At 63.0% G+C, this 13,183-nt stretch carries 9 protein-coding genes; 6 read left to right on the forward strand and 3 right to left on the reverse strand.

Features of this window, described 5'->3' with window-relative positions:
- Window positions 1-111 precede the first annotated feature (111 nt).
- From panB to panC, 3 genes are read left to right on the forward strand one after another with little or no spacing between them, the layout of a single operon-like run.
- Window positions 112-903 carry a 3-methyl-2-oxobutanoate hydroxymethyltransferase gene (gene panB / locus B9A19_RS16465; RefSeq protein WP_084092200.1) on the forward strand — a complete coding sequence of 264 codons (792 nt, stop codon included), beginning with the start codon at window positions 112-114 and terminating at the stop codon, window positions 901-903.
- Window positions 903-1,487 (forward strand): transglutaminase-like domain-containing protein, encoded by a 585-nt coding sequence (locus B9A19_RS16470; RefSeq protein ID WP_084092202.1) that lies wholly within the window; start codon window positions 903-905, stop codon window positions 1,485-1,487. Before panB ends, B9A19_RS16470 begins: the two co-directional genes overlap by 1 nt.
- 25 nt (window positions 1,488-1,512) lie before the next feature.
- On the forward strand, window positions 1,513-2,352 hold the full coding sequence (gene panC / locus B9A19_RS16475; protein ID WP_084092204.1) for a pantoate--beta-alanine ligase: 840 nt from the start codon (window positions 1,513-1,515) through the stop codon (window positions 2,350-2,352).
- Window positions 2,353-2,420: 68 nt separating this feature from the next.
- On the opposite strand, the gene B9A19_RS16480 is transcribed toward panC, so the two are convergent.
- Together B9A19_RS16480 and B9A19_RS16485 are read right to left on the reverse strand one after the other, a co-directional pair.
- Window positions 2,421-3,488, reverse strand: a complete 1,068-nt coding sequence (locus B9A19_RS16480) for a TRAP transporter substrate-binding protein (protein ID WP_176216980.1) — start codon at window positions 3,486-3,488, stop codon at window positions 2,421-2,423.
- A 10-nt stretch (window positions 3,489-3,498) separates the two neighbouring features.
- Entirely contained in the window at window positions 3,499-5,151 is a 1,653-nt protein-coding gene (locus B9A19_RS16485; protein WP_084092207.1) for a flavin monoamine oxidase family protein, read from the reverse strand.
- Window positions 5,152-5,331: 180 nt separating this feature from the next.
- Between B9A19_RS16485 and B9A19_RS16490 the strand changes: the two genes are divergently transcribed.
- On the forward strand, window positions 5,332-9,156 hold the full coding sequence (locus B9A19_RS16490; RefSeq protein ID WP_176216981.1) for a hybrid sensor histidine kinase/response regulator: 3,825 nt from the start codon (window positions 5,332-5,334) through the stop codon (window positions 9,154-9,156).
- A complete protein-coding gene (locus tag B9A19_RS16495) occupies window positions 9,156-10,085 on the forward strand; it encodes a diguanylate cyclase (RefSeq protein ID WP_139798916.1) in 930 nt (309 codons plus the stop codon). The genes B9A19_RS16490 and B9A19_RS16495 overlap by 1 nt, the downstream gene beginning before the upstream one ends.
- Window positions 10,086-10,323: 238 nt before the next feature.
- On the opposite strand, the gene B9A19_RS16500 is transcribed toward B9A19_RS16495, so the two are convergent.
- Window positions 10,324-10,938, reverse strand: a complete 615-nt coding sequence (locus B9A19_RS16500) for a LysE family translocator (protein ID WP_084092213.1) — start codon at window positions 10,936-10,938, stop codon at window positions 10,324-10,326.
- A gap of 196 nt (window positions 10,939-11,134) precedes the next feature.
- Here B9A19_RS16500 and B9A19_RS16505 point away from each other — a divergent pair, with 196 nt between their 5' ends.
- Window positions 11,135-13,120 carry a PhoX family protein gene (locus B9A19_RS16505; protein ID WP_084092215.1) on the forward strand — a complete coding sequence of 662 codons (1,986 nt, stop codon included), beginning with the start codon at window positions 11,135-11,137 and terminating at the stop codon, window positions 13,118-13,120.
- Window positions 13,121-13,183 lie beyond the last annotated feature (63 nt).

Raw genomic sequence — 13,183 nt, forward strand, 5'->3', positions numbered from 1 at the left:
GTAAGCTGAATGATGCAACGCACCACAAGTGTCTGCCCGGCGTGAGCGGGTCACTGCCACCGCATGTAGCCCGCTCCGTCCCGACCCCGTAACACACACCGTGGAATACCCATGAAAACGACCCTCTCCACCTTGCAGAAAATGAAGCAGGACGGGCAGAAAATCGCCATGCTGACCTGTTATGACGCGAGTTTTGCCAGCCTGATGAGCGAGGCCGGTGTGGATGTGCTGCTGATTGGCGATTCGCTGGGCAATGTGATCCAGGGCAAGGGCAGCACGCTGGCGGTGACGATGGAGCAAATGATCTACCACACCGAATGCGTGGCGCGCTGCGCCGGTGATGCGCTGGTGCTGGCCGATCTGCCGTTTGCCAGCTTCCAGCTTTCGCCGCAGCAGGCATTCGAGAATGCCGCGCGGCTGATGGCGGCCGGTGCGGAGATGGTCAAGCTGGAAGGCGGCATGGTGATGGCCGAAACCGTTGACTTCCTCGTGCAGCGTGGCATCCCGGTATGCGAGCACATCGGCTTCCAGCCGCAATCGGTCAATGCCTATGGCGGCTACAAGGTGCAGGGCAAGTCCGATACCGAGGCCGAAGTGCTCAAGCGTGATGCGCTGGCGCTACAGGCTGCCGGTGCGGCGCTGATCCTGATGGAAATGGTGCCGGCGCGCGTGGCCAAGGCTGTAACCGATTCGCTGGCGGTGCCGACCATCGGTATTGGCGCCGGGCCGGATTGCGACGGCCAGGTACTGGTGATGCACGACATGCTGGGCGTTTACCCCGGCAAGAAGGCACGCTTCGTGAAGAACTTCATGCAGGGCGCCAGCAGCATCCAGGCCGCCGTCGAAGCATATGTGAAGGCGGTGAAGGGCGGTACCTTCCCGGCCGACGAACACTGCTTCTGATGGATACCGGCACGCTGGCGCCCTACCTCGCTGCCAGCGAGGTGATCGATTTTCATCACCCGGCCGTGGCAGCGCTGGCGCGCGAGTTGGCGGCGGACGATGTCTTGACCACTGCCCGGCAATGCTTTGACTGGGTGCGCGACCATATCGACCACTGCATCGACTTCGGTCGCGACGAAGTGCCCTGCACGGCCTCGCAGGCGCTGGCGGCCGGCACCGGCTTCTGTTTTGCCAAATCGCACCTCTTGGTGGCGCTGTGGCGTGCCAACGGCATCCCCGGTGGCTTTGGTTACCAGCGGCTGACCTTTGACGGGCCGCTGCCACCGCACTGCCTGCACGGTTTTGCCGTGGCGCATCTGCCCGGGTATGGCTGGTATCGTTGCGACCCGCGCGGCAACAAGCCGGGCATTAGCTGCATCTTTGATCCGCCGCACGAGCAACTGGCCTTCCCGATACAATATCCTGGCGAATACACGTCGCAGACCATCCATGCCGAACCGTTGCCCGAGCTGGTGGCCCATCTGGGGCAGGTGGGTAGCGTAGCGCGGTACCGGCAGCAGCCTTTCGATTTTCATCCGGCCTGAGCGCCGATTTCCCGGTAGTTCAATCATGCAAATCATCCACACCATTTCCGAACTGCGCGCGTGGCGCAAAACGGCCGGCCGCGTCGCCTTTGTGCCGACCATGGGCAATCTGCATGCCGGCCACATGGCGCTGATCCGTGAAGCCAGGCAGCATGCCGACCGCGTGGTGGTCAGCATTTTCGTCAACCGGCTGCAGTTTGGTCAGGGCGAGGACTTTGACCGTTATCCCCGTACGCTGGAGCAGGATGCACAGCTGATCGCCGCCGAGTGCCCCGAGGCCGTGGTGTTCGCGCCGGACGAGCGCGAGCTGTATCCGCACGTGATCCAGCAATACAAGGTCGAACCGCCGGCCATCCAGGATGAGCTGTGCGGCGCTTTCCGCCCCGGCCATTTCCGTGGCGTGGCCACCGTGGTGACCAAGCTGTTCAACTGTGTACAGCCCGACGTGGCCTGCTTTGGCAAAAAGGACTACCAGCAGCTGTTCGTGATCCAGAGCATGGTCGAAGAACTGAACATGCCCATCACCATCATCCCGGTTGATACCGGCCGCGCCGCCGATGGCCTGGCGTTGTCCAGCCGCAACGGTTATCTGAGCGAAGCCGAGCGCGCCGAGGCGCCGCGTATCTACCATCATCTGACCCGCATGCGCGATGCCATTCTGGCCGGCGAGCGCGATTTTGCGCGGCTGGCCGACGAAACCATTGCCGACCTGAAGCAGCGTGGCTGGGGTGATGTGGATTATGTGGAAACGCGCAATGCCCGCACGCTCAAGCCGGCCGTGCACACCGACCACGAGCTGGTGATCCTGGTGGCTGCGCGTCTGGGCAAGACGCGCTTGATCGACAACCTTGAAGTGCGCTGCTGACCGGTTCAAGCAGACAGCAGACAAAAAAACGCGGCCATCCGGCCGCGTTTCTCATTGGTACATGCCGATCAGGGAATGGCAACGCCAGCGGCCTGCCCGGCAGTCTTGTTCCATTCGTCGCGACATTCGTTGCCGCAGCGTTCCAGCCAGCGCTTGACCACCACCTGCTTCACCAGCTGCTTGAGCCTGGCCTTGTCGGCCGCAGCCGGGGCAACGATGGTCATCTGCCCCTTGGTCGGCAGGTTGCAGGCATCGGAGCCGCTGTTGCAGGCCAGACCCAGCTCGGTCTGCGCGTTGGCAGCCTGCCACAGCTCGCTCGACAACTGGGCAATGCCCTTGTTCAGCGCGGCTTTCTCCTTGGGGGTGAGCTGCTCCCAGCTATTGTTGTTGACCGCCAGCATCAGCACGCTCCAGCCCAGCGGCAGGTTGTAGAGGTGGCTGGTGACTTCGTAGAGCTTGGCGGTGTTGGCCGACAGTGTGCCGGTAATCAGGCAATCGATCTCGCCGGCCTTCATCTTGTCGTAGACCTGATCGAACGGGATGTTGAGCGTGGTGGCGCCATAGGCCTCGATCAGGTCGCTGGTGGTGCGCAGGCTCACGCGCACCTTCTTGCCCTTGAGTTCGGACAGGCTCTTGATCGGGCTGGTGCACATCAGCTCCTGTGCCGAGTAAGGCCATAGCGCCAGCACCCGCACGCCGTGCTTCTTGCGGAAATAGCCATCCAGCACCGGCAGATAGGCATCGGCCACCTTGTGGCTGGAGGCCAGGTCGGTGGTCAGCCCGGCCAGATCGACGCCCTCGGCACGCGGGTCCTGCTCGGATACATAGGAGAGGATGGTGGTGCCGAAGTCGGTCAGCCCCAGCTTCATCATGCGCAGCACTTCACCGCCCTTGAGGCCGAGATCGTTGAATGGCGTGATCTCGGCCTTGAGCGTGCCCTCGCTCAGCTTGGGCACGGTCTGGCTCCAGAACGGCAGCTCATAGTTCTTGTACTGGCTCAGCATGCTCCACGAGCCAATCACCTTGAGGGTACGTACGCCGGCATCGCCCTCAGTGCTTGTGTCGGCAGCGTTATCGGCGCAAACCGGCCCCGCGGCCAGCATGGTGAGCAGCAGGGTCAGCAGCGCACGTTTCATCTTCATCTCCTCATGAGTGGGCAAGCGGGGCTTGCGCGCAGGCCTCATAGTCATAGTCGTCGACGGGCAAGGTGACACCATCGGCAGTAAGCGGCGCCAACTGTGCATTGCCCAGCAGTTGCTGGCAAGCATAAATGGCAGAGTCGATGGCGCCGACGATCCAGGTATGGTGCACGCTCAGGTGCTCGCCGGCGAAGTAGATATGCCCCTCATTCTGGCGCGCCACGTTGAACAGGCGACGGAACTGGCCGGGGTAGAACATCGCATCGCCGGTGGCCCATTTGTCCGGCCACGCCACCGAGAAGGCCTCGATGAACTGCGACCGGACATCGACCGTGCCCTGATACACCGTCTGCAGGTCACGCAGCGCCAGCCGTACCCGCTCGGCATCGTCCTGCGGCAGCCAGTCGTAGGCATCGGTCATCCACGAGTACAGCAGCAGCACGCCCGGACCGGATTCGCCGATGCCGTAGGACGGATAGACATACCAGCGCGAGGGCAGATCGGTGATCGACTGGCCGCCCTTGGCGCCCGGTTTCACCTGCTCCCAGAAGCGGCTCTTGAAGCGCATGCCGATCTTGTACAGCGGTTCGAAATGCAGCGCGCGTATGCCCTGCATCTTGGTGGGTGACCATTGCGGTGTTTCGATCATGCGCAGCGCTGCCGGCGGCAGGGCCAGGATCACGCGATCGAAGATGTCTGAATCATGATCACGGTAATGAATCTTCACGCGGCCGTCGGACAGGTATTCCACTTTGCGTACCGGCGCATTCATCTTGATTCGGTCGTGGCCGATGAGGTCGGCGCAGGCATCGGGCAGGCGGTCCATGCCGTTGGCGATGGTTTTCCAGGCCGCGCCGGAGAAATCCATGCTTTCGATCACCAGTTCGGTAAAGCTTTGCTGGAACTGATTGGTGGCCGACGTCATGGTTTCGACGTAGTTCACCTTCTCCATCGACCAGCCCTTGAGCTCGGTCAAATAGGTGTACATCGACAGGTTGTCGTATTTCACGATCTCGGCAAAGCCGGCGTTGAAGTCCTTTTCCAGCAATTCAAGAAAGGGCGACAGCGCTTCGTCCAGCAGTTGCGAGGCCGTCTTGTTGCGGTCTTCCGGCGCCAGCGGAAAGCCCAGCTCGGCCGGGTTCTTGTTGGCATATTCCACCGTCATCGTGCTGCCATCGGGCTTGCGTTTGCCGTTGACGTAGACCAGGTCGCCTGGCTCGTCATACAGCACGTAAGGAATCAGCTGGATTTTTTTGCTCGGCGACAGGCGCTGATTCAGATAACTGATCAGTTGAAAGACGGGTTGCTGCTCGGGGATTTCCGGCAGGCGCATGGCGCCGGCTTCAAAGTACTGATTCTTTTCGGCCGTGAAGCGGTGGGTATAGATGCGGCCACCAAGATGATGCGGCTGCGCTTCGAACAGGTGGCAGTCATGCCCTTGTTCCTTGAGCAGCAACGCGGAATACAGACCGGCCATGCCGGCGCCGACGATGCCCACCCGCAACGGGCGTTGCGGCGCTTGTGGTGCCTGACCAGGTTCGGGGGCGGGGGCCTGGGCTTTCAACCATGCCTGATAGGCCGCGCGCAGACTGGGCGAACCCTGTGACGCCAGGTTGGGTTTGCGGATGCCGGAGAGCAGCGGGGAGGATGAAGACATCATGACTCCTTTCTAATCAGGACAAAATAATCGAAAATGGAAGAAAGATTGTGTGAGACCATGGCACGGAATTTCATTCATAGCTCATATGGCCTGCTTGCAGCAAAAAAAATGCGCCTATGAATTAAGAGTTGTCCCGCAATGCAATATGCCGTTGATATTGCCCGGGCCTGCCCAGAATCCATGAACCTGATGACCGCTTCGGCCAAGACCGACCGCCCCGCCTCTGCCTACCGTTCAATCGCATTTCGTCTGCGATTGGCCTTCGGCTTGGCTGCGGCCAGCACGCTGATTGCTTCGGCGGCGGCGCTGTGGGCGTTCCGCTCGGTCAGCGAAACGTATCGCGTGGTATCCGGCCACAGTTTTCCCGCTTCGGTCTCGGCCACCGAGCTGCAGGCGGGCAGCCGCGAAGCAGCTGCCGCGCTGACGGCCCTGGCCGGCGCAGGTTCGCCCGAGGCGCGGCGTACGGCTGAAAGTCGCATGAAAGCAACACTTGCCAGCTTGCATCATGCGCTGGCGCCGCTGTCGGGCCAGCACCACTATCCGCAAATGACGCGCTTGCTTGAAACGCTCAAGCAGAATGTCGCGGAAACCGACAATCTGGTGGGCGAGCGGCTGTTGCTGGACGAGCACATGCAGCAGTTGCTGGATGACAGCGAGCGTTCGCAACAGCGTTTCATCCAGGTCATGGACCCGGTGCTGACCGCGGCCAATGCGGATTTGCTCTCGGCCACCCGGCGCGCATCCGTATCGGCCGGTGCGGCGGTGCACGGCCTGATCGACAGCGAATTTGCCGTGCTGCATGCACTGATGCAGATGCGCACCGATGCTTATCGCCTGCAGCTGGTTGCCGCCGACGGCAATGCATGGCGCGAGCGCGCCAGCCCCATCATGGCCGAGATCGAGCGTGCCATGCAGCAGTCCGGCCCGGAAGGCCGCGCCGCCGCGCAAAAGCTGCTGGGGGCGCTGCGGCAGCGTTCGCGCGAGCCAGTGTCGCTGAGCGTGGTGCAGGCGGCGGTGTCCGAGTTCGATGGCGTGATGACGCCGCAAATCCGCCAGTCCACGCTGCAATTGCTGGCGCGCAGCGAATCCGTCACGCTCGATTCGACCAATGCCGTGGTGCTGTTGGTGTCCCAGCAGGTGACCTCGCTGTCTGCCGCCGAGCGCTTGAGCGGCGAGGTGAACCTGATGGCCGGTTTGCTGGGGCAATCCTTGCACGTGGGTACGCGCGAGCGCATTGCCGAGATCGAAGCCAGCTACAAACATGCACAGCAGCGTGCGCATCAGGCGCTGGCCGAGATCGGGCCACAGCGCGGCACCGCAGAGATCCGCCGCGAACTTGCCGCGCTGGAGTCGCTGGGCGCGGGCCCCAACAACATGTTCGACATTGCCCGCAATGAATTGAAGCTGGTGCAGGACTTGCAGATCCTGCTGGAGCGCAACCGCTCCACGTCCGAACAACTGGTGAGCGTGGCGCATGAAGTAGCTCAATCGGTGGGGGGCGAGCTGGGCCAGCAGATCGATACGCTGGAGCAGCGCCTGACCGGCAGCCGCTGGCTGCTGGGCTCGGCCACCGTACTGGCGCTGGCGCTGACCCTGCTGATTGGCTTCTGGTATGTCGGCCGCTCCATCGTGCGCCGGTTGTCGGCCATCTCCGGCACCATGCGCGATCTGGCTAGCGGCAAGCTCGACGTGCCGGTGAACACGCGCGGCAGCGACGAAATCGCCATCATGGCGCAAAGCCTGCTGGTATTCCGTGGCGCCCTGGTGCGGCTGAACGAGCAGACCGAGGTATTGCGGCAGGCCAACGAGAAGGCCAATGCCGCCGCGCGGGCCAAGAGCGAGTTCCTCGCCAACATGAGTCACGAAATCCGCACGCCGCTGACCGCCATCCAGGGCTATGCGCATCTGCTGGCCGACAGTGATCTGGCACCGCGCCAGGCCGAGCATCTGGCGCGCATCCGGGCTTCGTCGCAGTCGCTGCTGGGCATACTCAACAGCATTCTCGACTTTTCCAAGATCGAGGCCGGCAAGCTGGAGCTGGAGACGGTCGATTTCGATCTGGAGCAGGTACTGGAGCAACTGGCCGGCACCGTGATGCTGCAGGCAGACGAAAAACGGCTGGAGCTGGTCTTTGCGCTGGATGGCCACGTACCGTCGCCGCTGCGTGGTGATCCGCTGCGGCTGGGGCAGGTGCTGCTCAATCTGGTCAACAATGCGCTCAAGTTCACCGAGCGCGGCGAGGTCGAGCTGCGCGTGCTGGCCGCGCTGACGCCGGATGGCCGCATTGAACTGGGTTTCTCGGTGCGCGATACCGGCATTGGCATGAGCGAGGAGCAGTGCGCGCGCCTGTTCAATACCTTTGCCCAGGCGGATAGCTCGACCACGCGCCGCTATGGCGGCACCGGCCTGGGCCTGGTGATCGCGCAGCAACTGGTGCGGCTGATGGGGGGCGAGATCGATGTGTTTTCCGCGCCGGGCCAAGGGTCCACATTCCACTTTGCACTAGTGTTCGACATCGCCGACCAGACCGTGCCTGCGCTGCCGCCACTGGGCAAGCGGGTGCTGTTGGTCGAAGACCAGGACGCCTGCGCCGCCGCACTGCACCGCCAATTGAATGATATTGGCTGCGCCGTGGTCGTTGCCGCCGATGGCGATGATGCCCGCGCCTGTTTGCGCAACGCGGTCGAAGCCGGCCACGAATTCGACGCTGTTCTGCTGGATGCTGCCGATCCGCAGCTGCGCCCCAATGATGCACTGGCACTGCTGGGCGAACAGCATGCCACCTTGCTGCTGATGACGACCCCGAGCCAGCACGATGCCACGCTGGGTCTGGCCGATTGCGTGTTGCCGGTACTGGACAAGCCCATCCTGCCGCGCCGTCTGTATCAGGCGCTGCAGCGCATGTTTGGCACCGATGAGCCGGCACTTCCGGTAGTAGCGGGCCTCGATACTTCGATGCCGCTGGCTGGTCTGCGTATTCTGCTGGCTGAAGATACCGAGGTGCTGCGCGAGTTTGAGCAAGAGTTGCTGCTGTCGCTCGGCGCCGAGGTCGAGCTGGCCGTCAATGGCCGCGAGGCAGTGCGGGCGGCCATCGCGCCGTCCAGTCATTTTGATCTGGTTTTAATGGATGTCCAAATGCCCGAACTGGATGGCCTGCAGGCCTGCCGGGAAATCCGCGCACTCAAGAGTGCGGATGAGCTGCCCATCATTGCGCTCACCGCGCATGCCATGGCCGAAGAGCAGCGTCGCTGCCTGGCCGCCGGCATGAATGATCACCTGGCCAAGCCCGTTGAGCCGGCACGCCTGCTGGAAACCGCTTTGCGCTGGGCCGGTGGCGAGCGTCGCGAAGTCGCCGGCACCACGCAAAAGCGCGAAGTCACGACCGTACCGGTACTGCCTGGACTGGATTTGCCGACGGCCTTGCTGCGGCTTGGCGGGCGCGAGGAAACGCTGCGCCGCGTGCTGCCGCGCCTGCGCGATGGTTATGCCGACAGCGTACCGCGCCTGCGCGATCTGCTGGAACAGCGGGACATCGAAACGGCCCACCGGCTTGCACACACATTGAAAGGGGTGGCTGCCACCCTGGAGGCCACCCGTGTCGCCACGCTGGCCAGCGAGATTGAGCAACGTTTGCAGAGTGGCGACACTGATATACAGGCCACATTGCAACAACTCGATGATGCGTTGGTCGAAGTGGTGGACAGCATCAACCGTTTCTACAGCATGTCGCCGGCACAGGAAGTGGCTCAGCAGAGCGTACAGCAGCCCGATCATGCTGCCTCGCTGGAAGATCTCGACCAGTTGCTGCGTTTGCGCAGCCTGAGCGCGCGCCAGCAGTTCCGCCACGCCGAGGCGCTGCTGGCCCGGGTGGATGCGGCGGCCACCGAGCGGCTGGCTGCTGCCATCGAACAACTTGATTATGCAACGGCGCGAACCATACTCGCGGGTCTTGCCCCGTTGTGGCAGGCGCGCAACATGGCGCCGGTGCAGAGCAAGGTGAAATAATGCGATCCATGCCCCAAGCCACGCTACTGGTGGTCGATGACGAGCCGGCCAATATCGAAGCCCTGGCTGCCGTGCTCGACCCGCACTATGAGCTGCGCTTCGCCATGTCCGGTCTTGAGGCGCTGACCGCCATGCACGACGGCCCACTGCCCGATCTGGTGCTGCTTGACGTGATGCTGCCCGATATCGATGGCTTCGAGGTGTGCACCCGCATTCGTGCCGATGCCCGCACCGCAGGTGTGCCGGTGATTTTCATCACCGCACTGGGCCAGCCCGCGCAGGAAGAACTGGGCTTTGGCGTGGGTGCCGTCGATTACATTGCCAAGCCATTCACCGCCGCTTCGGTACGGGCAAGGGTGCGCAACCATCTGGAGCTCAAGCGCAACCGCGAGTTGCTGCAACGGCTGGCCATCACCGATGCGCTGACCGGCCTTGCCAACCGTCGACACTTTGACGAAGCGCTGCGGCTGGAAGTGCAGCGGCATCGCCGCCAGGGTTTGTCGCTGGGTCTGGCGCTGATCGATATCGACCATTTCAAACGCTATAACGATCACTATGGCCACCCCAAGGGGGATGAGTGCCTGAATCTGGTGTCCGCCGCGCTGGCAGGCAGCCTGCGACGTGCCTCCGACCTGATTGCCCGCGTCGGAGGCGAGGAGTTTGCCATTCTGATGCCCGAGACCGATCTGGAGGGGGCGCTGTCGGTGGCCGAGCGCGGCCGCGCCGCCGTATCCGAGCTGGCGATCCCGCATGCGATGAGCACCACTCAGCCCTTCATCACGGTCAGTATCGGCCTGCATGCGGGTATCGATATCGACGACGCGCAACGCTATCGCGCCGCCGATCAGCAGCTCTATCGGGCCAAGGCTGCCGGCAGGGACCAGATCATGTGGGATGGAAAGGGAAATGCCGCCGGCGGAGGCAAGTAGGCCCCAGGCGGTCAGCCGGCAGCGCATGGCTGACAAGACGCGAAGGGGGGCGAGCCTGTGCGTTGACGCAAGCGTGCGGGCATGAAATCGAGCTGTGCGGTTGTGTCGTTCCCAAATTAGCCAGGCAAGACGAGGCCTCGGCATCTGTTGTGCGTCCTCGGTAGTCATCCGTGGACAAACCGGCATCAAGCTCCCTGCAAAGCCGGGTTTTCCCCTTTTTTGAGGGTGAAATAGCGGCTCAACGACGCGCCAGCGCCAGTGCGCCCCCTACGGCAAAGAAGGCGCTGCCACAGCTGCGGTTGAAGATACGGATGCGGCCGGGGTGGCGCAGCCAATTGGCCAGCTGATGCCCTCCTGCGGCATAGGCGACCTGCCACATGCCCTCGATCACGAAGAAAGTGCTCAGCAATACCAGCCACTGCTGGCCCTGCGGCAGCGACGGGCTGATGAATTGCGGCAGGAAGGCGCCGGCAAACAGGATGGCCTTGGGGTTGGACAGCGCCACGGTCAGCCCGGTGCGATAGCGGCTCCAGGCCGTGTCGCTTTTGGCCTGCGGCAATGACAGCGATTCACCGGCGCGCCAGCACTGAACGCCCAGGTAGACCAGATAGGCAGCCCCTACCAGCTTCAGGATCAGGAACAGGGTGGCTGACGCTGCCAGGATGGCGGCCAGCCCAAAGGCCGACAACGTGAACAGCAAGGCGAGGCCGCACAGCGCACCGGCCATGGTGGCCAGCGTGGCGCGCCAGCCGTAGCGCGTACCGTGACTGAGCATCAGCAGCATGTTGGGGCCGGGCGTGGCGGAAATGAACAGCGTGACGGCGATGAAGGCGAGCCAGATTTCCAGTTTCATTTTTTCATTTCCTTGTCATACCGATTGCGCATGCTGCGGCTTGCATTCGTCTCTGTATCAGCCTGCTTACCGCTGGCTGGGCGTGACGACATTCATCCCATAGCGTGCGCGTGAAACGGCGGGCAGGACAGTGGCAGTCCGGCCGGGTCGCTACCGGTACAGTGCCCGGCGCGCAGCGCAAAGCACCGGAGCCAGCATGACCAAAACCTATGCCGATAAATCCGCCGCCTGCAACACCAGCGACAACCCGCATTTTTCCAGCCTGATCGAGCAGCTGGACCTGCCCTTGTCGCGCCGCAATTTCTTTGCCGGTGGTGGGGCGCTGCTGGCCGGTCTGTCGCTGTCGGGCTTGCCGGGTGTGGCGGCTGCCGCAGCGCGTGCCGGTCAGGCTGCATTGACGCCGCCGCAGGCACTCAAGGCGGTCAGCCTGGGTTTTGCCGGTATTCCGCTGGGCACCGATGACACGGTCAAGGTGCCGGCCGGCTATCAGGTGCAGGTGCTGTATGCATGGGGTGACCCGGTCGGTCTGTCCGGCAACATGCCGCCGTTCCGGCAGGATGCATCCAACAGCTGGCAGGAGCAGGCGGCACAGGCCGGTATGCATCATGACGGCATGCGCTACTTCCCGCTGGTCAACGCCGGTTCGCGCCAGCGCGGCCTGATGGCCATCAACCACGAATATACCGACGACGGCTTGCTGCACGTGGGTGGCATGGCTAACTGGAATGCCGACAAGCAAAAGAAAGCCATGGCGGCACACGGCGTCTCGGTGATCGAGATCGAACAGCGTGACGGCCAGTGGAGCGTGGTACGCCCGTCCAGATATGCCCGTCGTGTAACCGCCTATACGCCGATTGCACTGTCCGGCCCGGCCGCCGGCCACGCGTTGCTGCGCACTGCCGATGATGCCAGCGGCCGCGAGGTATTGGGTACCTTCGCCAACTGCGCCAATGGCTGGACGCCGTGGGGCACCTACCTCACTTGCGAGGAAAACTGGCACGGCTATTTCACCGACTGGTCGGACAATGGCGACCCCAAGGGCTTCAATGCCAAGCGCTATGGCCTGAAAGGCGCCGACGCCGGCTATCGCTGGGCCGATGCCGATTTCCGCTTCGATGCACAGCTGAACCCGAACGAGCCGAACCGTTTTGGCTGGGTGGTCGAGATCGATCCGTTCGAGCCGGATGCCAAGCCGGTCAAACGTACCGCGTTGGGCCGCTTCAAGCATGAAGGTGCTTGCCTGTCGGTGGCGCCGTCGGGCCAGTGCGTGTTCTATATGGGTGATGACGAGAAGTTTGAATACATCTACAAGTTCGTGACCGCCAAGGCGTGGAACAAGAACGACCGCAAGGCCAACCGCAACCTGCTGGACGACGGCACGCTGTACGTGGCGCGTTTCAATGCCGATGGCAGCGGTGAGTGGCTGGAACTGAGTCACGGCAAGCCCGGCCTGACGGCCGAGCACGGCTTTGCCGACCAGGGCGAGCTGCTGATCAAGACCCGCCTGGCGGCCGACAAACTGGGTGCCACCAAGATGGACCGCCCTGAGTGGACCGCCGTCAACCCGCACAACCCGGGTGAGGTGTTCTGCACGCTGACCAACAACAGCGACCGTGGCAAGGAGGGCAAGCCGGGCACCGATGCGGCCAACCCGCGTGCCAATAACCTGTTTGGCCACATCATCCGCTGGGTGGAGGCCGGCAATGATCCGACCGCCAAACAGTTCAACTGGAGCATTTTCGCGCTGGCCGGCAACCCGGATGCCAAGGATGCCAACCATCGCGGCAACATCAAGGGCGATATCTTTGGCAGCCAGGACGGCCTGTATTACGCTGAAACCGGCATCCTGTGGATACAGACCGATGTATCGACCACCACCATCAATGCCAAGGAATACGCCGGCATGGGCAACAACCAGATGCTGGCGGCCAATCCGCAGACTGGCGAGGTACGCCGCTTCCTGGTCGGCCCGCGTGGTTGCGAGCTGACGGGCATCACCTTTAGCGCCGACCACAAGACGCTGTTCGTCAACATCCAGCACCCGGGCGAGCCATCCAGCGAGCGCAGCGACCCGGCCAAGCCGCAGGCCATTTCCAACTGGCCGGACGGCCCCGACGGCGGCCGTCCGCGCTCGGCCACACTGGCGATCACGCGGGTCGATGGCGGCGTGATCGGCATCTGATTTTCATTGTCGCCAGATGCAACAAGGGCAGCCCGCGGGCTGCCCTTGTTGTTCATGCTGCGC

Source organism: Andreprevotia lacus DSM 23236 (assembly GCF_900176275.1).
GTDB lineage: Bacteria > Pseudomonadota > Gammaproteobacteria > Burkholderiales > Chitinibacteraceae > Andreprevotia > Andreprevotia lacus.